General features: G+C 54.7%; 23 protein-coding genes and 1 riboswitch. Of the genes, 22 read left to right on the forward strand and 1 reads right to left on the reverse strand.

The window, feature by feature from the left end:
- Positions 1 to 80 precede the first annotated feature (80 nt).
- From HMPREF1508_RS02560 to ftsH, 15 genes are all read left to right on the forward strand, one after another.
- Positions 81 to 1,373 (forward strand): UDP-N-acetylglucosamine 1-carboxyvinyltransferase, encoded by a 1,293-nt coding sequence (locus tag HMPREF1508_RS02560; RefSeq protein WP_044959164.1) that lies wholly within the window; start codon positions 81 to 83, stop codon positions 1,371 to 1,373.
- 187 nt (positions 1,374 to 1,560) lie between these two features.
- Positions 1,561 to 1,660, forward strand: a riboswitch (SAM riboswitch).
- A 180-nt stretch (positions 1,661 to 1,840) separates the two neighbouring features.
- Positions 1,841 to 3,022 (forward strand): methionine adenosyltransferase, encoded by a 1,182-nt coding sequence (gene metK / locus HMPREF1508_RS02565; protein WP_044959259.1) that lies wholly within the window; start codon positions 1,841 to 1,843, stop codon positions 3,020 to 3,022.
- A gap of 150 nt (positions 3,023 to 3,172) precedes the next feature.
- Entirely contained in the window at positions 3,173 to 4,633 is a 1,461-nt protein-coding gene (locus tag HMPREF1508_RS02570) for a sensor histidine kinase (protein ID WP_044959166.1), read from the forward strand.
- Positions 4,630 to 5,319 carry a response regulator transcription factor gene (locus tag HMPREF1508_RS02575; RefSeq protein ID WP_006906860.1) on the forward strand — a complete coding sequence of 230 codons (690 nt, stop codon included), beginning with the start codon at positions 4,630 to 4,632 and terminating at the stop codon, positions 5,317 to 5,319. The genes HMPREF1508_RS02570 and HMPREF1508_RS02575 overlap by 4 nt, the downstream gene beginning before the upstream one ends.
- A gap of 76 nt (positions 5,320 to 5,395) precedes the next feature.
- Positions 5,396 to 6,106, forward strand: a complete 711-nt coding sequence (locus tag HMPREF1508_RS02580; RefSeq protein ID WP_044959169.1) for a metallophosphoesterase — start codon at positions 5,396 to 5,398, stop codon at positions 6,104 to 6,106.
- Positions 6,103 to 6,963, forward strand: coding sequence for an RluA family pseudouridine synthase (locus HMPREF1508_RS02585; RefSeq protein ID WP_044959171.1), 861 nt, complete (start codon positions 6,103 to 6,105; stop codon positions 6,961 to 6,963). Before HMPREF1508_RS02580 ends, HMPREF1508_RS02585 begins: the two co-directional genes overlap by 4 nt.
- Before the next feature lie 78 nt (positions 6,964 to 7,041).
- Positions 7,042 to 7,824, forward strand: coding sequence for a histidine phosphatase family protein (locus tag HMPREF1508_RS09595; protein ID WP_049906854.1), 783 nt, complete (start codon positions 7,042 to 7,044; stop codon positions 7,822 to 7,824).
- Between the two features lie 103 nt (positions 7,825 to 7,927).
- A complete protein-coding gene (gene proS / locus HMPREF1508_RS02595) occupies positions 7,928 to 9,367 on the forward strand; it encodes a proline--tRNA ligase (RefSeq protein ID WP_044959172.1) in 1,440 nt (479 codons plus the stop codon).
- Positions 9,368 to 9,384: 17 nt separating this feature from the next.
- On the forward strand, positions 9,385 to 10,752 hold the full coding sequence (locus tag HMPREF1508_RS02600; protein ID WP_044959262.1) for an HD domain-containing protein: 1,368 nt from the start codon (positions 9,385 to 9,387) through the stop codon (positions 10,750 to 10,752).
- An 89-nt stretch (positions 10,753 to 10,841) separates the two neighbouring features.
- Positions 10,842 to 11,117, forward strand: a complete 276-nt coding sequence (locus HMPREF1508_RS02605) for an HU family DNA-binding protein (protein WP_044959174.1) — start codon at positions 10,842 to 10,844, stop codon at positions 11,115 to 11,117.
- Between the two features lie 209 nt (positions 11,118 to 11,326).
- Positions 11,327 to 11,566, forward strand: a complete 240-nt coding sequence (locus HMPREF1508_RS02610) for an RNA-binding S4 domain-containing protein (RefSeq protein WP_044959175.1) — start codon at positions 11,327 to 11,329, stop codon at positions 11,564 to 11,566.
- Between the two features lie 93 nt (positions 11,567 to 11,659).
- Positions 11,660 to 11,986 (forward strand): FtsB family cell division protein, encoded by a 327-nt coding sequence (locus HMPREF1508_RS02615; RefSeq protein ID WP_006906852.1) that lies wholly within the window; start codon positions 11,660 to 11,662, stop codon positions 11,984 to 11,986.
- Between the two features lie 79 nt (positions 11,987 to 12,065).
- A complete protein-coding gene (gene tilS / locus HMPREF1508_RS02620) occupies positions 12,066 to 13,655 on the forward strand; it encodes a tRNA lysidine(34) synthetase TilS (protein WP_044959176.1) in 1,590 nt (529 codons plus the stop codon).
- A complete protein-coding gene (hpt, locus tag HMPREF1508_RS02625) occupies positions 13,648 to 14,175 on the forward strand; it encodes a hypoxanthine phosphoribosyltransferase (protein WP_044959177.1) in 528 nt (175 codons plus the stop codon). Before tilS ends, hpt begins: the two co-directional genes overlap by 8 nt.
- A gap of 65 nt (positions 14,176 to 14,240) precedes the next feature.
- Entirely contained in the window at positions 14,241 to 16,142 is a 1,902-nt protein-coding gene (gene ftsH, locus HMPREF1508_RS02630; RefSeq protein WP_044959178.1) for an ATP-dependent zinc metalloprotease FtsH, read from the forward strand.
- 68 nt (positions 16,143 to 16,210) lie between these two features.
- Here the strand turns inward: ftsH and HMPREF1508_RS02635 are convergent, their stop codons facing one another.
- Positions 16,211 to 16,666: a DUF3592 domain-containing protein gene (locus tag HMPREF1508_RS02635; protein WP_049906855.1), complete on the reverse strand. Its 456-nt coding sequence runs from the start codon at positions 16,664 to 16,666 to the stop codon at positions 16,211 to 16,213.
- Between the two features lie 66 nt (positions 16,667 to 16,732).
- Between HMPREF1508_RS02635 and HMPREF1508_RS10520 the strand changes: the two genes are divergently transcribed.
- The 7 genes from HMPREF1508_RS10520 (at position 16,733) to HMPREF1508_RS02670 (ending at position 23,184) form a co-directional block, all read left to right on the forward strand.
- A complete protein-coding gene (locus tag HMPREF1508_RS10520; RefSeq protein WP_242834486.1) occupies positions 16,733 to 17,167 on the forward strand; it encodes a hypothetical protein in 435 nt (144 codons plus the stop codon).
- Positions 17,154 to 18,329 carry an ABC transporter permease gene (locus HMPREF1508_RS02645; protein ID WP_443018242.1) on the forward strand — a complete coding sequence of 392 codons (1,176 nt, stop codon included), beginning with the start codon at positions 17,154 to 17,156 and terminating at the stop codon, positions 18,327 to 18,329. Before HMPREF1508_RS10520 ends, HMPREF1508_RS02645 begins: the two co-directional genes overlap by 14 nt.
- A gap of 9 nt (positions 18,330 to 18,338) precedes the next feature.
- Complete coding sequence (locus HMPREF1508_RS02650) at positions 18,339 to 18,980, forward strand: ABC transporter ATP-binding protein (protein ID WP_044959185.1); 642 nt, start codon at positions 18,339 to 18,341, stop codon at positions 18,978 to 18,980.
- A 10-nt stretch (positions 18,981 to 18,990) separates the two neighbouring features.
- Positions 18,991 to 20,367, forward strand: a complete 1,377-nt coding sequence (locus tag HMPREF1508_RS02655; RefSeq protein WP_044959187.1) for an ABC transporter permease — start codon at positions 18,991 to 18,993, stop codon at positions 20,365 to 20,367.
- Between the two features lie 434 nt (positions 20,368 to 20,801).
- Positions 20,802 to 21,458: a response regulator transcription factor gene (locus HMPREF1508_RS02660; RefSeq protein WP_044959189.1), complete on the forward strand. Its 657-nt coding sequence runs from the start codon at positions 20,802 to 20,804 to the stop codon at positions 21,456 to 21,458.
- Positions 21,455 to 22,777 carry a sensor histidine kinase gene (locus HMPREF1508_RS02665; RefSeq protein WP_006906842.1) on the forward strand — a complete coding sequence of 441 codons (1,323 nt, stop codon included), beginning with the start codon at positions 21,455 to 21,457 and terminating at the stop codon, positions 22,775 to 22,777. The genes HMPREF1508_RS02660 and HMPREF1508_RS02665 overlap by 4 nt, the downstream gene beginning before the upstream one ends.
- A gap of 110 nt (positions 22,778 to 22,887) precedes the next feature.
- Positions 22,888 to 23,184 (forward strand): hypothetical protein, encoded by a 297-nt coding sequence (locus tag HMPREF1508_RS02670; RefSeq protein WP_006906841.1) that lies wholly within the window; start codon positions 22,888 to 22,890, stop codon positions 23,182 to 23,184.
- Positions 23,185 to 23,187: the final 3 nt, after the last annotated feature.

The raw sequence follows: 23,187 nt of genomic DNA on the forward strand, positions 1-23,187 counted from the left end.
CTGTATGATAAGTGAAGAAAAAGAGCCAGTGCGCAGTGGCGTTCGCGGTGGTAAAACGGCGATATAGAGGTGTGGAAAGTATGGATCAATATGTAGTTCAAGGCGGAGTCGCTCTGCACGGCGAGGTGGATATTTCCGGCGCCAAGAATGCGGCTCTGGCGATCCTGGCGGCGGCCATCATGACTGACGAGACGGTTCGCATCGAGAATCTTCCGGATGTTCACGATGTGATTGTCATGAACGCGGCCATGGAGGATATCGGCGTTAAGATCAGGCATGTCGACCGGCACACGGTTGAGATCACGGCGGATCAGGTGAATCGCCTCACGGTGGATTATGAGTATATCAAGAAGATCCGCGCCTCCTATTATCTGCTGGGAGCGCTTCTGGGCCGTTTCAAGGAGGCGGAGGTAGCCCTTCCGGGCGGCTGCGATATCGGGAGTCGTCCCATTGATCTGCACATCAAGGGCTTTCGGGCGATGGGCGCCGAGTGCGAGGTCAGCTACGGACTCATGGGAGCGAGGGCGGACCGGCTCGTGGGCGCGCACATCTTCATGGATAAGGTTTCTGTCGGAGCCAGCATCAACGTGATGATGGCGGCTGCCATGGCAGAGGGGAAGACGGTGATCGAGAATGCCGCCAAGGAACCCCACGTAGTTGACGTGGCCAACTTCCTCAACAGTATGGGAGCCAATATTCGCGGGGCCGGGACGGACGTCATCCGCATCCAGGGAGTGGAGAGGCTGCACGGAACGACCTACTCCGTGATTCCCGATCAGATTGAGGCCGGAACCTTCATGTGCGCCGCGGCGATCAGCCACGGGGATGTCACGGTGAAGAATGTCACGCCCAAGCACCTGGAGGCAACCAGTGCCAAGCTCATGGAGGCCGGCTGCGAGATCGTCGAGTACGATGACGCGGTTCGGGTGATCGCCAAGAGTCCCCTGACGCCGACCTCTGTCACGACTTTGCCTTACCCGGGCTTCCCGACAGATATGCAGCCCCAGATGACCGTTGTTTTGGCTCTGGCTTCCGGGACTTCGACCGTGACAGAGACGATTTTTGAGAATCGCTTTCGCTATGTGGATGAGCTGGCCCGCATGGGCGCCTGCATCAAGGTAGAGGGCAATATTGCCATTATCAGAGGAGTGAATCAGTTTACCGGGGCCCGCATCTCCGCCCCGGATCTTCGCGCCGGCGCCGCCCTTGTGATCGCCGGTCTCGCAGCCGACGGGATTACGACGGTCGATGATATCCACTTTATACAGAGAGGCTATGAGAGTTTCGATCAGAAGCTTAGGGGCCTGGGGGCTCAGATCGAGTGCGTCTCCAGCGAGGAGGCCCTGCGCAAGTTTATCGGCAAAGTGGGATGACGGGTCCGCGAGCTCTTCCGGAAGGATGACAGGAAGGGGGATAAGACCCGTATACAGTTTCAGGAATATGTATGCCCGGTTGTCAGAAGTATTGACAGCCGGGCATTTTCTGGGCTATCGTAGGCACCGTTGAGACAGTCAGATCCTGTCAGAAAATACCGGCCCGCGCGGCAGGTTACATACAGTTCTCTTATTCAGAGTGGTGGAGATACATAGGATCCGTGAAGCCACGGCAACCCCCAAAGCGGTAGGTGCCAACCTGAGCGAGTATGTTCGAACAATAAGAGGATTTGATTATCTTCACTTGAGTCAGATCCGCAGTTACGTGCGGATCTTTTTGCGCATGGCAGTTTCACGTGCGCCCAATTGTTCATGGCCATCAAGAATGATTTGTAAATCGTTGCCGGTCTGACCCCGGCTCTGGAAATGGCCGAGCCACAGCTCGATGGATGAGCGGAAAGGAAAATATGGAGAGAAGAATCTTTACCTCTGAGTCGGTGACGGAAGGACATCCGGACAAGGTCTGCGACGCGGTGTCTGACGCGATCCTGGACGCCTGCATGGCCCAGGATCCTATGAGCCGTGTCGCCTGCGAGACCGCGGCCTGTACCGGATTCATCCTGGTGACCGGGGAGATCACGACCAAGGCCAGGCTGGACATTCCGTCCATTGTCAGAGAGACGGTCAAGGAGATCGGCTATGATGACGCAAAAACCGGCTTTGACGGCAATACCTGCGCCGTTCTTGTCGCTTTGGACCAGCAGTCCGCGGATATCGCCATGGGTGTTGACAAGGCGCTTGAGGCCAAGGAGGGGAGCCTGACCGACGACCTGGACACCGGGGCCGGAGACCAGGGGATGATGTTCGGTTACGCCTCGAACGAGACGGAGGAGTATATGCCTTATCCCATTGAGCTTGCCCACAAGCTCGCCCTGCGGTTGACTGAGGTCCGCAAGGAGGGAAAACTCTCCTATCTTCGCCCTGACGGCAAGACCCAGGTCTCCGTCGAGTATGACGAGGAGGGCAGACCCGCCCGCCTGGATGCCGTTGTCCTCTCCACCCAGCATGACGATGAGGTCAGCCAGGAGCAGATTCACAGTGACATTATGAAATACGTCTTTGATCCTGTCATTCCCAGGGAGATGGTGGATGAGAGAACCAAGTATTTCATCAACCCCACCGGCCGCTTCGTCATCGGCGGCCCTCACGGAGATGCCGGACTGACGGGACGCAAGCTGATCGTCGATACTTACGGCGGCATGGCCCGGCATGGCGGCGGCGCTTTCTCCGGCAAGGACTGCACCAAGGTAGACCGGTCCGCGGCTTACGCCGCCCGCTATGTGGCCAAGAATATCGTGGCGGCCGGTCTGGCGGACCGCTGTGAGATTCAGCTGAGTTACGCCATCGGCGTCGCTGAGCCGACCTCCATCAATGTCGATACCTTCGGCACCGGGAAAATCTCTGATGAGAAGCTGGTGGAGCTGGTTCGCAGGCATTTTGACCTGCGCCCGGCCGGCATTATCAAGATGCTTGACCTTCGCCGCCCCATCTACCGCCCCACGGCTGCCTACGGTCATTTCGGCCGTAACGACGTGGCCTTCCCCTGGGAGGCCTTAGACAAGGTGGAAGTGCTCAAGAAGGCCCTCTGAGTTCACAGGATATAGTATAATAAAAGCCGCAAGCTCTGCTTGCGGCTTTTATTACGACTGTGGGATGCTAGCGACGCGCGTATTCCCGCGTATTTCATCGTTGACTTGGAACATATGACAATAAAAGGCCCGTTGGGCCGGGGAGAGAGGATGAATTTTCGCAAGAGACTGATAATTTCCTTCGCCATTGTCATTGTGGTTCCCATTCTTTTGGCCATCCTTCTGCTCTATGGAGTACGCTTCCTGGGCCGGGGGTCCGACCAGGGACTGGTGACAGATTCCATGCAGATCATGAACCGCTACTCCAGGAGGGCCTATGAGACCATTCTGGAGCAGGCCAGGACAGATCCGTCCGTTTTGCTGAACACAGATTATCTGCAGAAGGAGAACGAGAACCTGAAGAAGAGCTATACCAGTCTGCTGGTTCGCTATCGGGATCAGGTCTATTACAATGGCCTGTCCGAGCACAGCAATCTGGATCCGGAGCATCTGCCATCCTTTGGGACGGGAGCCAGGGACGCCAATAATTTCACCTACCTGGAGGGAGACGCCTCTACGATCGTCCGGCAGATTGATTTCTACACGATCAACGGCTCCGTGGGGAGCGTCTACCTGCTGACTTCCGCCAGCGGGGATCTGCCGGAGGCAAAGAGGCTGATTATTCAGTATATCCTGGCAGTGCTGGCCATCCTGATTTTGACCGCCGTTTTCCTGACAGCCTGGATCTACTCCGGCATGGTTCCTCAGGTCCGCAAATTGACAGAGGCGGCCGAGAATATCCGGGAGGGCAACCTGGACTTCAAGATCGAGATGGAGGGGAAAGATGAGTTTGCCCGGCTTGGCAGCGCCTTCGAGGAGATGCGCGCCCGTCTGGAGGATTCCTCCAGACAGAAGTTAGAGAACGAGAAGGAGCAGCTGGCTCTGATCTCCAATATCGCGCACGATCTCAAGACCCCGATCACAGCCATCAAGGGCTACGCGGAGGGGATCCTAGACGGGATCGCGAGAACGCCGGAGAAGCAGGAGGCCTATGTTCGGACCATCTACAATAAGGCGGGGGAGATGGACAAGCTGATCAATGAGCTGACCACCTACACAAAGATTGACACCAGCGGGATCCCTTATAACTTCCGCCACATGAGCGCCAGAGACTACTTCGACGACTGCGCCGGGGAGCTCACCGTGGAGCTGTCCAACCAGCAGATTCGTCTGGGCTATGCCAACCAGTTGCCCGAGGAGACAGAGGTCATCGCTGACCCGGAACAGCTGCAGAGGGTCATTTCCAATATTGTCGGCAACTCCGTCAAGTACATGGGACATGCCGATGGTCATATCAACATGCTGGTGAAAGATGTAGGCGATTTCGTCCAGGTGGAGATGTCTGATGACGGACAGGGCATCACAGCGGCCGACCTGCCCTATATTTTTGACCGGACCTTCCGGGCCGATTCCTCCCGCAACTCCAATACGGGAGGCAGCGGGATCGGTCTTGCCGTTGTCAAGAAAATCATCGAGGATCACGGGGGCAAGGTCTGGGCCAGGTCGACTCCCGGCAAGGGAACCTGTATTTATTTCGTTCTGCGCAAGTATCAGGAAGAGGAAGTCAGATGAGCAAAGTACTGATTATTGAAGATGAGCGCTCCATTGCGGAGCTGGAGAAGGATTACCTGGAGCTGAGCGAGTTCTCGGTGGATATCGAGACCGACGGAGCTGCCGGGCTGAAAAAGGCCCTGGAAGGGGACTATGATATTTTTATTCTGGACCTGATGCTGCCGGGCGCGGATGGCTTTGAGATCTGCCAGAAGATCCGCGAGGTCAAGGACAGGCCGATTCTCATGGTCTCTGCCCGCAAGGACGATATCGATAAGATCCGGGGTCTGGGTCTGGGGGCCGATGACTATGTGACAAAGCCCTTTTCCCCCTCGGAACTGGTGGCCAGAGTCAAGGCGCATCTGGCCCGCTATTCCCGCCTGGTGGGAGCGTCCCCAATCAAGAATGACTGCCTGGAGATCCGCGGTCTCAAGATCGACAAGTCCGACCGGCGGGTCTGGATCAACGGGGAGGAGAGGACATTTACCGCCAAGGAATATGAGCTGCTCCTCTTTCTGGCGGAGCATCCCAACCATGTTTTCTCCAAGGATGAGCTCTTTCGGGAGATCTGGAATATGAGCTCCAATGGGGAGGTCGCCACAGTGACCGTTCATATCAAGCGGATCCGGGAGAAAATCGAGATGGACTCCTCCAAGCCACAGTATATCGAGACGATCTGGGGCGTGGGATACCGCTTCCGCGTCTGAGGGGCAGAGGCGCGGACCGGCGAGTGGGGACAGATCAAGAGAAGAGACGCGGATCGGCCGATCGGAGAGGAGTGATATGTCCAGGAAATTGTATATCTCAGACTGTCATTTCTTCCATAAGGCCCTGCTGACGTCGATGGACCGCAGGCCCTTTGAGGATCTGGACCAGATGCACGCCTGTATGATCCGCCAGTGGAAGGCGGCGGTCGGCCCCAGGGACGAGGTCTATATCCTGGGGGACTTCTCCTATGGGAAGGGGCAGGAGACCATGGAGATCCTGGATCAGCTGCCTGGCCGCCTGCACCTGGTCATTGGGAATCACGACCAGTGGTTTCGGAAGCTGGATCAGGAACACCTGTCTCGTTTTGTCTGGGCGGCTCCATACAAAGAGATTCGGGATCAGGGGCGGCATGTGATTCTCTCTCACTATCCCACCTTTTGCTACAACGGGCAGTATCATGTGGGGAAGGACGGATCGGCCAATGTCTATATGCTCTATGGACATGTGCATGACACGAGGGATGAGCGCCTGGTCCACCATTTCCTGCGGCAGAGCCAGCAGATGGAGGTGCGGGGCAGGGATGGCACAGTCCACCAGCTGCCCTGCCAGATGATCAACACCTTTTGCATGTTCAGTGATTACCGGCCAAGGACTCTGTCAGAGTGGATTGCGATTGATGCCGAAAGACGAAAGAAGCTGGATCTTGAGGCGGCTGACATGGAAGAGATTCTGCACCCCGACTGGGGAAAGCGGGACAGGGGAAATCAAAGGAAGACACAAGGATGATGCGGACGGAAATTATATATGAGGACGCAGACCTCTTTGTCTGCTATAAACCGGCGGGATTTGCCACACAGACAGCCTCTGCCCTGCAGGCAGACCTGGTCTCGGAATTGAAGAACTACCGCAAGAGCCGGGGAGAGTCAGACTATATCGGCTTGATTGGCCGCCTGGATCAGCCGGTCGAGGGCCTTATGGTGATCGCCAAGAACCCGCGGGCTGCCGGGAAGCTGGAGGCGGCGCAGGCGAAAGGAAGGATCGACAAGTACTATCTGGCGCTGACACAGGGACTGCCGAAGGGACCCGGCTGTGGGCAGGAGGCGGATTCCCTCCATCGGAAGGGAGAATGGATTTTCCTGGAGAACGACATGCTGCCAGCTTCCCGCGGCAAGAATGGCCGCCTGCTTGCGCCGGAGGACAAGGGGACCAAGAATGGCCACCAGCCTGCGGCGAAGGACAAGGGGGCGAAGAAGACCCGCCTGCCTGCGCCGGGGACTGGGGAAGCTAAGAAGACTTGCCAACTTGCGCCGGGGATCAAGGGAGTCAGGAAAGCCCGCCTGGAATATCAGATCCTGGACCATTCAAAGACAAAAGACGGTCGGGCATTAGCCCTGCTTCGCGTTCACCTGCTGACGGGACGCCATCAGCAGATTCGCCTGCAGTTGTCAGGTCTGGGCAGTCCGATCCTGGGAGACGCCAGGTACGGGGCCGATCCCAACGGCCAGCCACTGGCCCTTTGTGCCTGTCAGCTATCCTTTCCACATCCAGGGACGGGAGAGCGGATCTCCTATGAGATTTTGCCGAGGGGGACAGCCTTCGGCCGATTTAAAAACTGTCTCGAAGAAGGATCGGATGGAATCTGATATCGACCTGTCATGAGATCAGAGCCGACCTGACAGTGTCTTTGCAGGCGCCAGGGCTTGCCAGGAAATGAGGAGAACATGAACTTATATATCATTCGGCACGGACAGACCGATATGAACGTCCTGCACCGCATGCAGGGCAGGACAGATACCAGACTCAATGAAAAGGGAAGACAGCAGGCCAGGGAGGCGGCGAAATTCCTCAAAAAGGAGAAAATCGTCCCGGACCGCGTGATTGTAAGCCCTCTAGATCGAGCCAGGGAGACGGCGGAGATTGTCTCCGGCAGGCCCAGAGACCTCCAGGAGCCGGATGACCGGATCATTGAGATGTGCTTTGGAGAGGCGGAGGGCAAACCCAATGAGGAGCTGGCCCAGGGCTTCTATGAATCTTTCTTTCGCACGGTCGTCGACTATGAGCCGCCGGACGGAGCGGAGAGCTACGAGGACCTCTTCGACCGCATCGCGGACTTCGTGGAGGACTTGAGAGATCAGTATGTTCTGTGTGCAAATAGGGGGGCTGTGGTAAGCGATTGCGAAGAGCCTGTACAAGAAGATGCCGGAGAATGTCATATTAGGAAAGACAGAAGGTGTCAGGATCGTAAGACAGGGCCCACAATTTTCGTCGTCTCGCACGGGGCGGCCCTGCACGCCCTTTTGGCCTATGTCGGCCATGTGGAGCGAAAGGACTTCTGGAAGATCGATGTCAATAACTGCGCTGTCTTTCAGGTCTTCCTCTCCGATCAGAAGCGTGAGCCCGACGGCAGGCCGGGAAGCGATTATCAGGATCATTTCGCCCGGCTCTATGAGGGCTTCGGGCATGGACACTACCTGAATATGACGGCTCAGATTGACAGAAAATAGAGCATTTTCTAGAATAGGGCAGTGAATGCCCGCGAGGATTGTCGGGGAGCTGGCCGCTGTGTGCCAGTCGAAGGCAAAGGAGAGGGGCGTGTGAGGAGATATCATGGCTAAGGATAAGAAGTTTGTTGAGGAGATTACACCCAGAAGCGAGGATTTCGCCCAGTGGTATACCGATGTGGTGAAGAAGGCGGAGTTGATGCAGTATTCCTCTCTCAAGGGATTTATGATCTATAAGCCCCTCGGCTATGCCATCTGGGAGAATATCCAGAAGAATATGGACGCGATGTTCAAGGAGACAGGGGTGGAAAACGTCTACATGCCCCTGCTGATGCCGGAGAGTCTCCTGAAAAAAGAGGCGGATCATGTCGAGGGCTTCGCCCCGGAGGTGGCCTGGGTAACCCAGGGCGGCATCCAGCCCCTGCAGGAGCGACTGGCCATCCGGCCGACCTCAGAGACCCTCTTCTGCGATCTCTATTCCACCATTGTCCAGTCCTATCGGGACCTGCCAAAGGTCTACAACCAGTGGTGCTCTGTTGTCCGCTGGGAGAAGACTACCCGTCCCTTCCTCCGCTCTTCCGAGTTCCTCTGGCAGGAAGGTCACACCGCGCACGCGACCGCGGAAGAAGCCGAGGCCAGAACCATTCAGATGCTGAATGTCTATGCGGATTTCTGCGAGAAATATCTGGCGATTCCCGTGATTAAGGGGCGCAAGACCGATAAGGAGAAGTTCGCCGGAGCAGAGGCGACATACACCATTGAGACTTTGATGCATGATGGCAAAGCTCTCCAGTCAGGAACCTCCCACAACTTCGGGGACGGATTCGCAAGAGCTTACGGGATTCAGTACACGGATAAGAATAATCAGCTGCAGTATGTGCATCAGACCTCCTGGGGGGTATCTACCCGCCTGATCGGGGCCATTATCATGGTGCATGGAGACGACTCCGGCCTGGTGCTTCCTCCCCGTATCGCTCCTGTCCAGATTGTCATTGTGCCCGTCATGCAGCAGAAGGAGGGAGTTCTCGAGAAGGCCGAAGAACTGCGTCAGCAACTGCAGAAGGCCGGATTCTCCGTCAAGCTGGACGACTCTGACAAGAGCCCCGGCTGGAAGTTTGCCGAGGCGGAGATGAGGGGAATCCCCCTTCGCGTTGAGGTCGGACCCAAGGATATTGAAAAGGAACAGGTAGTCATGGTTCGCCGTGACAACCGCAAGAAGGTCTTTGTGCCCATGCATGAGCTCACAGAGAGGGCGGGACAGATTCTCGAGCAGGAGCAGGAGGATATGCTTGCAAGGGCAAAGGACTTCCTGAACAGCCATATTTCAGATGCGCACACTTATGAGGAATTCAAGGACGCCGTTGCAAACAGGCCGGGATTCATCCGCGGCATGTGGTGCGGAGACGAGGCCTGTGAGGACAGGATCAAGGAGGATACGACGGCGACCAGCCGCTGCATGCCATTTGACGAGGATGCCATTGATGACAAATGCGTCTGCTGTGGGAAACCCGCGCACAAGCTGGTCTACTGGGGTAAGGCATATTGATGAGAAGAGGTCAGAAGCTGTCAATTGATCTGCCGGCCCCTGTGCGGCAGATCATTCATACTCTGGAGGCGGCCGGCCATGAGGCCTATGCCGTCGGCGGATGCGTCCGGGACTCTGTCCTCGGGCGCATTCCGGACGATTGGGATATTACCAGCTCGGCCAGGCCCCGGGAGATTAAGGCCCTCTTTTCCCATACGATTGATACGGGGATTCAGCACGGGACTGTGACCGTCATGCTGGATCATATCGGCTATGAACTGACGACCTACCGCGTCGACGGGGAGTATCTGGACGGACGTCATCCCAGGGCGGTTCGCTATACGCCCAGTCTCACGGAGGATCTGAAGCGCCGTGACTTTACAATCAACGCCATGGCCTACCATCCCGATCGGGGCCTGGTGGACGAATTTGACGGGATCGGCGATCTAAAGCGAAAGCTGGTCCGCTGCGTGGGGGATCCCCATCAGAGATTTACCGAGGACGCGCTTCGCATGCTCAGGGCGGTCCGCTTTGCGGCCCAGCTGGGCTTCGGGCTGGACGCGGACACAGCGTCAGCCATCCGGGACCTGGCTGAGAACTTAAAGAAGGTCTCGGCAGAGCGCATTCGGGTGGAACTGATGAAGACCATCTGTTCCCCTCATCCGGCCTGCCTTGAGATGGCCTATGAGCTGGGGCTCACAGCAGTTTTCCTCCCGGAGTTCGACGCCTGTATGAGGACGCCGCAGAATACCCCCCACCACTTTACCGATGTGGGCCACCATACCCTGCTTGTCATGCAGGGGGTGCCCAGGGATCCTGTCCTGCGCCTGGCGGCCCTCCTTCATGATATCGCCAAGCCGGTCTGCAGAACGACGGATGAAAAGGGCGTCGACCACTTCAAGGGGCATCCAAAAGAGGGGGCCAGGATGGCCGGGGAAATTCTCAGGCGTCTGCGCTTTGACAAGAATACCACGGATCGGGTAGTACAGCTGGTGCGCTATCATGATGAGCGCCCCGGGGCTGATCTGCGGTCCGTCCGCCGGGCTATGGTTCGGGTGGGAGCACAGGCTTTTCCCCGGCTCTTTGCCTTGAAGCGGGCGGACATGCTGGCCCAGAGTGATTACAAGCGTGAGGAGAAGCTGGGGGAGATTGACGATTTCGAGCGCCTGCGGGAGCAGATTCTGCAAAAAAAGGAGGCCCTGTCCGTGGGAGACCTGGCTATTTCGGGAAGGGACCTTCTTGAGATGGGACTGCCCCAGGGAAGGCTGGTGGGAGAAGTCTTATCCGCCCTTTTAGAGGATGTCTTAGAGGAGCCGGAGCACAATCAGGCGGACTATCTGAGAAAGAAAAGCCGGGAAATTCTCTTAAATCTCGAGAAAAGCCCGCAAGACGGGGCTTTTTCTTGACAAGCAAAATAAAATCCATTATAAAGGGTTTATACGATTCGGGGGAGAACCCAAGGAGAATCGGAACTGTTAATATAGGAGGAATAGAAATGAACAAGACTGAGTTAGTTGCAGCAATTGCAGAGCAGGCTGATCTGTCCAAGAAGGATGCAGAGGCAGCGCTGAAGGCATTCACCGACGTTGTATCTAAGAGCCTTAAAAAGGGCGAGAAGATCCAGCTTGTCGGCTTCGGCACCTTTGAGGTTTCCAAGAGATCCGCAAGAACCGGACGCAACCCCCAGACCGGCAAGACCATGAAGATTGCTGCTTCTAAGGCACCTAAGTTCAAGGCCGGCAAGGCACTGAAGGATGCTGTAAACAAGTAATTCTTCGAATTGAGCGATTTGTAAGAAATTGCAGAAGACAGAGAGCCGATCGCCATATAGCGTAAGTGCATGGATATGCAGGTGCGAAATATGGAGATCGGTTTTTCTTATTCATGATTGAGGGATGACTGTGGCTTAAGGATGCCTGCGGCCAGTCTCATTTTGCCGGATATGAGTTCAAAGGGACGATATTTTAAAAGGAGCGGGATATGAGACTGGACAAGTTCCTCAAGGTTTCAAGATTGATCAAGCGCAGAACCGTGGCCAACGAGGCCTGCGACGCCGGTCGCGTGCTTGTGAACGGCCGGCCGGCCAAGGCCTCTGCCAAGGTCTCGGTGGGAGATATCATAGAGATCGCCTTCGGGAATCGCACGGTTAAGGTTCGTGTTCTGGAGATACAGGATACGACGAAGAAGGAAGAGGCCAAGGAGCTCTTTGAGTACCTCTGACTTGCCAAATCCGTCCCGTGCTCCTATCATAGTTGTATTCAGAGAGCTTAATCTGTGAGCTGTCAGCAGGGGATCAGACCAGGAAAGAAATTCATGAGCGAAGAGATTAGACCAATCAAAAGGCAGGAAAGGCCACAGGCCAACAAGACCAGGCGGCGTCGGCGGGCAGTTTTTGCCCTGTTGACAGTGATCTTTGCTGTGACGATGTTGGTCCAGCTGACCCGTCTCTACCAGAAACAGAGGAGCTACAAGGAGAAGGCTGCCGTCTACCAGAAGGAGCTGCAGCAGCAGGAGGAGAGAGCCAAAGAGCTTGAGAACCAGGTGAACTACACGATGACAGACGCTTACGCGGAGCATGAGGCCCAGAGCAAGCTGGGGATGGTTCATCCCAATGAGATCATCTTCCGCGAGAAGAAATAAGGACAGGAGGACTCGACATTGGCTTGTCGGGTTTTTTCTTGTCAGAGGATAGCAGACGCGGTCGGCGGCCCGCAGGCAAGTGAGGGGATCCGCCGGAGCGATTGAAGCCCTGTCTTGGAAGCGCGGGCGACAGGAGAAGAGAGAGGAAGGCGAGGCGGTGGACGATTTTGCGGAGAGGATCTGGTCTTATGCGGTGGGAGAAGAAATGCTTGCGCCCAAAGACCGTCTTCTTCTGGCGGTCTCCGGCGGGGCGGATTCGGTTGCCCTCCTGCGGCTGGCGCTGATCTGGAGACAAAAGTACGATCTGCTCCTGCGGGTCTTACATGTAGAACACGGCCTTCGGGGGAGGGAGAGCCTGGAAGATGCTGCCTGGGTCAGGAGTCTGTGCCGGGAGCACAGCCTGCCCTGTCAGATCGTGCCGGTGGAGGTGCGGGCTCTCGCGGAGATGGAAGGGCGGTCTGAAGAAGAGGCGGCCCGCATACTCCGCTATCAGGCCCTGGAAGAGGCGGCGGCCCGATGGGACGGGGCAAAAATTGCCCTGGCCCACAATTTAAATGACGCGGCGGAGACCCTTCTCTTTCATCTGGTCAGGGGGACCGGTCTGGAGGGATTGGCGGCAATCCCCCCCAAAAGGGGCAGGATCGTCCGCCCCCTTCTGACCGCGTCCAGAAGAGAGATTGAAGACTGGCTGCGTGACCTGGGCCAGGAATGGAGAAGGGATCGAAGCAACGAGGAGGATACCTACAGCCGCAACCGGATCCGTCATCAGGTCCTGCCTCCCCTTTTGGGGGAGAACCAAAGAGCCCTGGAGCACATGGCGCGCACGGCGGGAATCGCGAGAGAGGCGTCAGGTTATATCCGAAGGCAGGCAAAGAGAGCCCTGGACCGGTATCTTCTGCCGGGAGGACAGGAGAGGGGAGATTTGACAGAGCTCCTTCTGCCCCGCCCCGCGAGCTGGATTCTCTCTCTTGACCTGAAGAGGGAAGACCCCTTTTTACAGAGGGAGATTCTGCGTCTTGCCCTAGAGACGGCGGCCGGAGAGGCTAAAGACCTTGGCTGCGCGCATGTGCAGGCCCTGCTCGACCTTTTGCGCGGCCAGGCGGGACGGCGGCTGGATTTGCCCTATGGCCTGCTCGTCATTCGGGGCTATAAGAGTCTTCAGTTCTTTTCGAGATCGTCTGGAGAAGAGGAGACAGGCCCTGGACCGGAGACAGGCCCCGGACCGGAGACAAGCCCCGGGCTTGAGACAGCTAACAGGGCGAAGATCCGTCAGGACCGCATTCCCACAGATCTTGAAATCGGTGACGCGGGGCTGATCGCGCTGGGGGAAGACCGCTATCATTACCGCCTGATTGAGGGCGGGGGAAAGGAGCAAAGCCAGCTGGCGCCCTATACGAAGGCATTTGATTATGATAAAATCAGGACTGCTCTTCAGATTCGCTTCAGAGAGCCGCATGATCGCATCTGTATCGATGTGGCAGGCCACAGACAGAGCTTGAAGCGATTTATGATCAATCGAAAGATCCCCGCGGGCCTCAGGGCCTCCTGCCCTCTTCTGGCGGATGGATCTGAGATTGTCTGGATCATCGGATACAGGCAGAGTCAGTTTTATCAGGCGAATCAGAACACGAAAAGAGTCTTGGAGATTAGGAGAGTGAAAGATGAGTGAGAAGATCAGAGTGATGCTTTCCGAGGATGAGCTCGACGCAAGGATCAGGGAGCTGGGCACGCAGATCAGCAAAGATTTTCAGGGCAGGGAAATTTTCCTGGTCTGCATCCTGAAGGGGGCTTCCTTTTTCGCCTGTGAACTGGCCAAGCGCATTACAGTTCCTGTAACCATGGACTTCATGTCGACCTCAAGCTATGGAGCAGGCACCGTCTCCTCCGGCAATGTCGTTATTAAGAAGGGCTTGGATCTGGATCCCTCCGGTCAGAATGTGCTGATTGTTGAGGACATCATCGATTCCGGCAATACCTTCCAGTTCCTGCTCAACTGGTTCCGGGATAAGGGAGCCAAAAGCGTGCACACCTGCTGCCTTCTGGACAAGCCTGACCGCCGCGAGGTTCCGGTGGAGGTCGATTACACCGGATTTTCCATTCCGGATGAATTCGTTGTGGGTTACGGCCTGGACTACGATCAGAAATACCGCAACCTCCCCTATATCGGGGTTGTTGAACTGAACGGCTGAACCAAAGAGAAGCGATGAAAGCGACCGGATATTGTCTTGTGGGATAAGCCGGCCGCTTTCTGCGCATGTATCGCGCCAGGCGCAGGAGAGGAGTAAATTTGGATAACGAGAACAGGCGCAGACGGGGAGCGGCCATCTATCTGCTGATATTGCTTGGCCTGATGATCGTCTGGTATTTCAACGCGCCCAGGCTCGGCAAGGCCATGAGCGACAGCCAGCTGCAGAGCGCGCTGCAGGCAGGACAGGTTAAGAACGTGGTGATCCACCAGAACGCGCAGGTTCCCACGGGGAGCGCCGATGTCGAATTGGCGGACGGACAGGAATACAAGCTGGCCGTGTCGGATGTGAAGACCCTTGAAAATACCCTTCGGACGGCGGGATTTGACAATTACACACTCAAGGATGTGAGGGACAATCAATGGCTTATGGCCGTTCTGCCATCTGCTGTGGTAGGGGTCATATTGATCGTCTTCTTTATCCTGATCATGAACGCTCAGAACTGGGCCCAGAACGGCGTCAACGGTCAGATGATGGACTTCGGTAAGAGCCGGGCAAAGATGGCCAGAAAGGAAGACACGAATATAACTTTTGAGGATGTGGCCGGTCTTCAGGAGGAAAAGGAGAGTCTGGGAGAACTGGTTGACTTTCTCTCCGATCCGGGGAAGTTCACTCAGGTAGGGGCTCGTATTCCAAAGGGAGTGATCCTGGTAGGCCCTCCGGGAACGGGTAAGACCCTGCTGGCCAAGGCAGTGGCGGGGGAAGCAGGGGTTCCCTTCTTCTCAATCTCGGGTTCTGATTTCGTGGAGATGTTCGTCGGGGTCGGCGCTTCCCGCGTCAGAGACCTCTTTGCGGAGGCTAAGAAAAATGCCCCCTGCATTGTTTTTATCGATGAGATTGACGCTGTGGCGAGGCGCCGCGGAGCCGGTCTGGGCGGAGGCCATGATGAACGGGAGCAGACACTGAATCAGATGCTGGTAGAAATGGACGGCTTCGGGGTCAATGAGGGCATCATTGTTATGGCGGCGACCAACCGGGTAGATATCCTGGATCCTGCCATTATGCGGCCCGGGCGTTTTGACCGGTCGGTCTTTGTCGGCAGGCCTGATGTGAAGGGAAGAGAGGAGATCCTTCGTGTCCACACCAAAAATAAGCCCCTGGCAGAAGATGTGGATCTCGCGACAGTGGCGCGGACGACGGTTGGCTTTACAGGTGCGGATCTGGAGAATTTGATGAATGAATCCGCCATCGCCGCGGCCAGAGAGGGACGGGCTTATGTCAGGATGGAGGATATCCGCTCCTCCTTTGTCAAGGTCGGAATCGGGACAGAGAAGAAGAGCCGGATCATTTCCGAGCAGGAGAAAAAAATTACGGCTTATCACGAGTCGGGACATGCCATCCTCTTTCATGTTCTGCCTGATGTAGGGCCGGTCTATTCGGTCTCCATTATACCTACAGGCGCTTCAGCGGCAGGCTACACCATGCCGCTGCCGGAGAAGGACAATATGTTTGTCACCAGGGGGAAGATGTTCCAGGATATCGTGGTTGCCTTCGGCGGTCGTGTCGCAGAGGAATTGATCTTCGATGATGTGACGACGGGGGCTTCTGCTGACATTAAGCAGGCGACCCGCACAGCAAGGGAGATGGTGACCAGGTACGGATTCTCCTCCAAAATCGGGCCCATCGCATATGGCGATGATGATGATGAGGTCTTCATCGGCAGGGATCTGGCTCATGCCAAGTCTTACGCGGAGTCTACGCAGGCGGGGATTGATGCGGAAGTGCACAAAATTATCTCCTCAGCCTATGATAAGGCCAGGGAGATTCTGACAGCCAATATGGATGTCCTTCACCGGTGCGCGGACCTGCTGATCAAGCAGGAGAAGATTCACCGGGAGGAATTCGAGGCGCTCTTTGCAAAACACTACAGCCAGCCGGAGGAAGGCGGCGTGACGGTGGAGGAGATGTGAGCTGCAGCGCTTCCTGCGACTGGTCGGCAGACAGGGGGATCAAAGGCGGATGAGCTGTGGAGCGCGGGTTAGCGGCGGGAGGTCAGAGTTCTCTTGCATATCCATATGACGAGGGCAATTCCTGCGATAAGAGCCAGAATCCTGGTGATATCGGGTTTGCCATCCATGGCGTGGCAGTCGCTCGGATGATCCGGGTTGTAGGCGACGGTAAGGGTCTCGCCCACCTGGAGGCTGGTGTCCCTGTCAAAGGTCACCCAGGCCTGTACCTGCTTGCCATTGACCGTGTATTCCACTTGCAGTGTGCTTCCATACTTCGTGTCTGAGCCATCGCTTCGCCTCTGGTAGTTCTCCACCTTGAGGATGCGGGCCTCTGTCTTGGGGTAAGAGTTATAGGGAGAGGCCTTCATGCGCATGCCGATGATGACGACAACTGCTCCCAGGAGGATGAAAATGATGACAAGTCCGATCCAGATTGCTTTTGTGGCGACATGTTTCATGGTCTGGTCTCCTTTCTGTCTTCTCATACAAGTGTAGCACAGATGGAAAGGGGCAGATGGATATTTCTCCGGTTCTGCCGAAGAGAAGCCTATTTGGAATCAGCGGGGAGAGTATCAGGCGGTTCTGCCATATTGGGGCTGACGCCGGACATAGACCGGCCGAGTAAAAACCCCAATACATTTTTTACTACCCCCATAGTAAAATACCTTCTCCTGAGAGCGGCTTCCCCAAGCTGCTCTCTTTTTCGTCTGGAAGCAAATACGAGCAGAGCAGAAATTCTATTTTTTGCATTCGATTTCATAAACGTTTCATATAGGATCGATAGCATATGGTTTGTGAACAAAAGCGGCGGAAAAACAGACGCCTTACCTGCAGGGGGCGAGAAGGAAAGGAGTGGGGGCAGCAGTGATCAAAAATGCCATCGCATATGTCTTGCGAAAAAAGACCCGAACATTGATTGTTTTTGTCATACTGACATTGGTTCTCTCCTGTCTGTATATATGTTTAAGCATTATGCGGACCAGTGAAAATCTGGAGCAGACCTTATACCAGTCTTCAAATTCATCCCTTTCGATCACGAAGAAGGATGCGGACGGATATTTTGAGATCAGTCCGTTCGCGCAGACAGATCAGATCAAAGAGATTACCCAGTCGTCTCCTCAGTATGAGGGGCCGGCAAGACTGACCAATGCAAAAGCGGTCGAGGGGGAGCAGGCGATTACGAGAGACGATCTGACGGACGAATTCAAAAATCTGGTCTCGATTGAGGCCGGCGGTGAAACAGATAAAAACGTCCTCTTCAGCAGCGGGACATTCAGTCTGAAAGAGGGAAGAGGGATTCAGAGAGGTGATTCGGACGCTCTACTCGTCCACGAGGAGTTCGCCAGGAAAAACAAGCTGAAGGTAAATGATGAAATTCGTCTGGAATACATTGACTCCAGGAATGCAGATCGCAAACTTGAGGAGCGCACCTACAAAATCGTAGGCATTTTTTCCGGGAAGAAGCAGGAGAGGTACACGGGGCTGTCATCGGATCTGAGTGAGAACATGATGTTCGCAGACTATGCGTCAAGCCAGAAGGGGCTTGGCCTGTCGGAGAATCAGTGGATTGCCAGTAAGATCACTTTGTCCTGCGCGGGATCTGAGAAGATGGATGAGGCGATCAGGAAGATTCAGGAGCTTCCCGCGGATTGGTCCCAATATCGTGTTGACAAGAATACAAGCGCCTTTCAGGAGGCCATAGAGGCGATTGGCGGCGTCAGGCACATGATCGGGATGATGACCTACGCGATTATGGCCGGCGGCGTGGTTGTACTCTCCCTGATTCTGATCCTTTGGCTGAGAGAGCGAATCTATGAGATTGGAATCCTCCTGTCGATTGGAGTCGGAAAGGTCAAAATCGTGGGCCAGTTTCTTGTGGAGCTGATCCTGATATCCATTCCGACCAGCCTGGCCGCTTTTGTGGTCGGGAGTCTGGCAGTCAGGCAAATTGCAGGGGGATTGCTGGGGGCGGATCAGACAGCATCTCTTATGACAAACTTACCGACCGGTGCGGGCGGAGTCAGTCAGTTGCTGGTGTTTGTACAGAGCTATGGCGTTTTGGCTGCCGTTATCGCGGTATCAGTGATCATTGCATCCGCAATGATTCTGATCAAAAAGCCAAAAGAGATTTTATCCCAAATCAGTTAGGAGGCCAGTATGAGTATCTTAGAAATGAAGAATGTAACTTACAGCTATTCCGGCTCCAGAGAGCGGATTCTCTCATCCATCAACCAGGGCTTTGAGTGTGGGAATTTCTATGCGATCATCGGGAAATCCGGCGCTGGAAAGTCAACCCTGCTCTCCCTTTTGGCAGGACTGGATCGTCCCGATCGGGGAGAGATTCTGTTTAAGAATGAGAATATTGAAAAAGAGGGATACAGCAGGCACAGGAAAAATCATATATCGCTTGTCTTTCAGAACTACAACCTGATCGATTATCTCTCTCCCCTGGAGAATGTGAGGCTGGTCAACAGCAAGGCCTCTGAGGAAATTCTGCTGGAGCTCGGGCTGGATAAAAGCCAGATCAAAAGAAATGTCATGAAGCTCTCCGGAGGCCAGCAGCAGAGAGTCGCAATTGCCAGAGCCCTGGTGTCAGAAGCGCCGGTTATTCTGGCGGATGAGCCGACAGGAAATCTGGATGAGTCTACCGCCGGAGAAATCATAGGAATTTTAAAGAAACTGGCCAAAGAGAGGAATAAGTGCGTCATCGTGGTGACACACAGCAAGGAAGTCGCCGGCGCGGCAGACACAATTCTGGAATTGAGCAATAAGAAGATCAAGCAGGTGAAATATATCTAGGAGGGCGACAATGATCAGAAACGCATTTGCCTATGTCACAAGAAAGAGTCTGAAATCCTTCATCATACTTCTGGTGGTTTTGTCCATGTCTGTCCTCAGTCTGATCAGCCTGTCGATCAGGGATGCGACCAACCGGGCCTCAGCGGAGACCTTTGGAACGATTACCAATAGTTTCTCCATGGAGATTAACCGGCGGGTCAACCAGGGAACACCGCGGGGAGGAGGAAATGTAAGAGGACAGGATATCAAGAAAATAGCTGAGTCCAAGGATATTGACGGCTATGTGAAGAGAATCAACAGCGTGGCCGATCTGGATGGCTATGATATCATTGAGACCAAGGAGACGCTGGCATCCCAGTCTGAAGAGCGCGCAAAGAATTTCAAGAGAACCGTTATGCTGACCGGAGTCAACGATTCATCCAAGGAGACGAAATTCGTATCCGGGGCATACCAGCTGGTTGAGGGACAGCACCTGACCGGGACGGATAAGAATAAAATCCTGATGCATAAGGATCTGGCAGCCAAGAACAATCTGAAAGTGGGGGATAAGTTAAAGATCAAGTCCAATCTCTTTGATGCGGATAATGAGAAGGGCGCCAATGAGACGGTGGAAGTGGAAATCAAGGGCCTGTTTGACGGACACAACAAGGGCGGCGTGAGCGCAGCCCAGGAGCTCTATGAGAACACGCTGATTACAGATCTGGACACGGCGGCGAAGGTCTATGGCAATACGGAAGACACAGCCACCTATCAGGACGCGACCTTCTTCGTGAAGGGGAATAAGAACCTGGATCAGGTGATCAAGGATCTGGGCTCTCTGGATATCAACTGGAAGGCCTATAACCTGATCAAGAGCTCGTCTAATTATCCGGCTCTGCAGAAGTCTATTTCCGGCGTATACGCAATTGCCAACCAGTTGCTGACAGGCTCCTTAGTCTTTGCCGGTCTTGTCGTATCTCTGCTTCTGCTCCTCTGGATGAATGCCAGAAAGAAAGAGATCGCGGTTCTCCTGTCACTGGGCTTTTCCAAGATGAGAATTCTGGGGCAGTTTATGATGGAACTTTTGTTCATCGCGATTCCGGCCTACATCGGGGCTTACTTCCTGGCCGGACATGTGGGGAAAGCGCTCGGAAACCGCATCCTCCAGAGAGTTACGGGGAATATCGCGGATCAGATAGCCAAGCAGTCGGCATCGACCGGCCTGGGCGGCGGCGCGGAAGTGGACGGCTTCAATAAGACCCTGACCAGCCTGGATGTGATCGTCGGTCCTAATGCTCTGATCTATGTGGTACTGTTTATGTCGCTGATTTTGATCGTTTCCGTCCTCATATCCTCGTTTGCGATTTTAAAGAGAAGTCCCAAGGAACTGCTGACAGATACCAAGTAAGAGATCACGCGAAGCAGTGAAGCCCGGCTGGGTCGTAAAGAACTTTCGGATCGCTCTGCCGTCATACCTGTTGATGGGATCGGGGAATGGTCCATTCATAGGGGACAGGAATCATAAGAGCGGATCCGGGAATGAAGCGAGAGCTGATTGTCATAGGACGCATGCGCGTATTTGGAGCGCATGTGTCCTATGATGGTCGGCTCTCTTTATCCATTATTCACGACATGGAATGACAGTAATCTGGAGCGTCTTCTCTGCGAATGAGGGTTCCTTTCCTTCAGAGCGGCCGCCTGGCGGGGAAGCAGCGCGAATACCCGGCTGTTTTGCGTGCCTTCATAGACATTGCCGGGTGTGGTCGGTAAAATAGACTTTGACGGTAAATTCGAGGACATGCCGACGGGGGTTGGGGCGCTTGCGCAGGAAGGGGAGAGCCTATGAAAATACTTGTTGTTGAGGATGACCAGATGATCCGGGAAGGCGTCTGCGAATACCTGTCCGAATCCGGTTATGAGATGGTCGAGGCGGGGGACGGGAGAGAGGCGCTTGCCAGGTTTTATTCAGATGATATCGACCTGGTAATCCTGGATATACAGATTCCGCATATCAACGGCTTGGACGTACTCAAGGAGATTCGAAGAAAGAGCAGGCTGCCGGTACTGATCTTAACGGCCTTCAGTGATGAGGAGTATAAGATAGAGGCATTTACCAGTCTGGCGGACGGCTATATTGAAAAACCCTTTTCTCTGCCTGTGTTAAAGGCCCGCATTGACTCTCTGATAGAACGGCACTTCGGGCTGACAGATCGATTTGCCTACAGGGGAACGGAGGTGAACTTCAGCAGCTATTCGGCCAGAGTGGACGGGGAAAAGGTCGATGTGAACGCTAAGGAAGTGGAGATTCTAAAATTTCTGCTGGAACATGAGGGCTGCGCCCTGACAAGGGCGCAGATTCTGGACGGGGTTTGGAAGGAGACAGAGGAAATCCCCTTTGACCGGGTCATTGATGTCTACATCAAGGAACTGCGGAAGAAACTGGGACTGGACTGCATTATCACCGTTCGGAATGTGGGCTACAAGCTGGAGAGACAATGAAGAATCTGAAAATATTTCCCAAGATGTTCCTGCAGACCTTTGCGATCCTGAGCATTCTCATTGTTCTGATGCATCTGCTGATTTTTTTCGTCTTCCCCAAGACCTATCTGGAGACCAGAAAGCAGGAAGTGTCTGCCAAGGCGGATGAAATTGCCAGCAATATTCAGGGGAGAGATCTGAATTTCGTCGAGCAGTCCCTGGATTTCTACTCCAAGACCAGCCAGATCAAGGCCTTTGTCAAAGAGCAGGGAGCTGATGACGGGATCAGAATCGAAGAGGAAGTGGGAGCTGACTTAAAGAGCAGCAGCAACTCTCTGGTTATTGAGGAGAGAGAGATCCAATTAAACACGGGGAGAAAGATATGGGTTCAGTTCGTCTCGACTGCAGATATGCAAAGAGATGCCAAAGAGCTGAGCCTGAAATTCCTGCCATATTCCCTGATCCTGTCTTTTCTTCTCTCTGTCGTCATTTCCCTGATCTATGCCAGGTCGATCACAAAGAGTATCCAGGAAATCAAGGACGTCACAGATCAGATGATGAAGCTGGACAAGGACGCCAGCCTGAAAGTGGATTCGACCAATGAAGTGGGGCAACTGAAGGGACAGATCAATGAATTGTATGAGACCCTTTTAAATTCCATGGAGCATCTGGAACAAAAGAATCAGGAGGTTCTGCGGCTGGAGAAGCTGAAATATGATTTCTTCCGGGGAGCCTCCCATGAGATGAAAACACCTCTGGCCAGCTTGAAGATCATCCTGGAAAATATGCAATACAATGTCGGAAAGTACAAGGACCGGGACAAGTACATCGGCAGCTGCCTTGCGATTGTGGATCAGCTGACCAGAAATATCTCCCAGATGCTGTCCGTCTCGTCTCTTGACCAGCTCAAAAATGATGAGGAGGAGGTTTTGGTCAGAGATATTTTACAACCGCTTCTGGATCAGTACAGACTGCTGGCGGGCCAGAGGCATATCAGCGTGAGCGAGGAGCTGGGCGATGAGACCATGTATATCGGAAGGCGGGCGCTCAAGATGGTCCTGTCGAATCTGATCAGCAATGCCGTCAAGTACGCGAATGAGAAGGGAGAGATTCACATCGGAGCGGAAGACAACTGGCTCTATGTGGAAAATACGATTGATGAGGAGACAGAGGCGGATCCCAATCAGATTTTTGACGGCGGTTTTGACCTGAACAGCGAGAGGGGGAACGGACTAGGTCTGTATATTGTCCGAAACATCCTGTCCAACTATGAGATCCCATACCGGGTGACCGGGGACAAGGGGAGGATTCGCTTTCTGATCCGGCTGGCTTCACAGTGATTTCCGTTGCGGAGGACGGATAAGGTAGAATATAATAAATCTCGTGGAATTTCCGGGAGAGAGGTTCTCTTCAATCAACCGCTGACGCGGGAATAGAAAGAGGTGAGAGGATGATCGAAGACGCGATTGTCAAGGTGAAAGAGGCGGAGGCCAAAGCCGATGAGATCGTCGCCTCCGCCAGGCGTCAGGCGGCGCAGATTCGCCGCCAGGCGGAGGAAGACGCGGCCAGAGCGAAAGAGGAAGCGCTTGCGAAGGCTGACTCTGATCGGAAGGAAGCCAAAAAAGCGGCCGATGCCCTGACCGCTGCGGCGGAGCATCCTGCTTCGACAGATGGAGAGACCCGGAAACTGCCGGAGGATCAGAGGAGAGCGGCGATCGACGCCGTGATCGGACTGGCGCTGAAGTAAGGA

The sequence above is a fragment of the Shuttleworthella sp. MSX8B genome (genome assembly GCF_000524295.1).
Lineage (GTDB): Bacteria > Bacillota > Clostridia > Lachnospirales > Lachnospiraceae > Shuttleworthia > Shuttleworthia satelles.

What these genes read in the sequence shown, in the direction of transcription:
- hpt (WP_044959177.1), top strand. Translation starts at nt 13,648, where the DNA reads ATGAGTGAGAAGATCAGAGTGATGCTTTCCGAGGATGAGCTCGACGCA.
- HMPREF1508_RS02665 (WP_006906842.1), top strand. Translation starts at nt 21,455, where the DNA reads ATGAAGAATCTGAAAATATTTCCCAAGATGTTCCTGCAGACCTTTGCG.
- HMPREF1508_RS02580 (WP_044959169.1), top strand. Translation starts at nt 5,396, where the DNA reads ATGTCCAGGAAATTGTATATCTCAGACTGTCATTTCTTCCATAAGGCC.
- metK (WP_044959259.1), top strand. Translation starts at nt 1,841, where the DNA reads ATGGAGAGAAGAATCTTTACCTCTGAGTCGGTGACGGAAGGACATCCG.
- HMPREF1508_RS02610 (WP_044959175.1), top strand. Translation starts at nt 11,327, where the DNA reads ATGAGACTGGACAAGTTCCTCAAGGTTTCAAGATTGATCAAGCGCAGA.
- ftsH (WP_044959178.1), top strand. Translation starts at nt 14,241, where the DNA reads ATGTATCGCGCCAGGCGCAGGAGAGGAGTAAATTTGGATAACGAGAAC.
- HMPREF1508_RS02635 (WP_049906855.1), bottom strand. Translation starts at nt 16,666, where the DNA reads ATGAGAAGACAGAAAGGAGACCAGACCATGAAACATGTCGCCACAAAA.
- HMPREF1508_RS09595 (WP_049906854.1), top strand. Translation starts at nt 7,042, where the DNA reads ATGAACTTATATATCATTCGGCACGGACAGACCGATATGAACGTCCTG.
- HMPREF1508_RS02605 (WP_044959174.1), top strand. Translation starts at nt 10,842, where the DNA reads ATGAACAAGACTGAGTTAGTTGCAGCAATTGCAGAGCAGGCTGATCTG.
- HMPREF1508_RS02655 (WP_044959187.1), top strand. Translation starts at nt 18,991, where the DNA reads ATGATCAGAAACGCATTTGCCTATGTCACAAGAAAGAGTCTGAAATCC.
- HMPREF1508_RS02670 (WP_006906841.1), top strand. Translation starts at nt 22,888, where the DNA reads ATGATCGAAGACGCGATTGTCAAGGTGAAAGAGGCGGAGGCCAAAGCC.
- HMPREF1508_RS02615 (WP_006906852.1), top strand. Translation starts at nt 11,660, where the DNA reads ATGAGCGAAGAGATTAGACCAATCAAAAGGCAGGAAAGGCCACAGGCC.
- HMPREF1508_RS02575 (WP_006906860.1), top strand. Translation starts at nt 4,630, where the DNA reads ATGAGCAAAGTACTGATTATTGAAGATGAGCGCTCCATTGCGGAGCTG.
- HMPREF1508_RS02645 (WP_443018242.1), top strand. Translation starts at nt 17,154, where the DNA reads ATGCGGACCAGTGAAAATCTGGAGCAGACCTTATACCAGTCTTCAAAT.
- proS (WP_044959172.1), top strand. Translation starts at nt 7,928, where the DNA reads ATGGCTAAGGATAAGAAGTTTGTTGAGGAGATTACACCCAGAAGCGAG.
- HMPREF1508_RS02570 (WP_044959166.1), top strand. Translation starts at nt 3,173, where the DNA reads ATGAATTTTCGCAAGAGACTGATAATTTCCTTCGCCATTGTCATTGTG.
- HMPREF1508_RS02585 (WP_044959171.1), top strand. Translation starts at nt 6,103, where the DNA reads ATGATGCGGACGGAAATTATATATGAGGACGCAGACCTCTTTGTCTGC.
- HMPREF1508_RS02560 (WP_044959164.1), top strand. Translation starts at nt 81, where the DNA reads ATGGATCAATATGTAGTTCAAGGCGGAGTCGCTCTGCACGGCGAGGTG.
- HMPREF1508_RS02650 (WP_044959185.1), top strand. Translation starts at nt 18,339, where the DNA reads ATGAGTATCTTAGAAATGAAGAATGTAACTTACAGCTATTCCGGCTCC.
- HMPREF1508_RS02660 (WP_044959189.1), top strand. Translation starts at nt 20,802, where the DNA reads ATGAAAATACTTGTTGTTGAGGATGACCAGATGATCCGGGAAGGCGTC.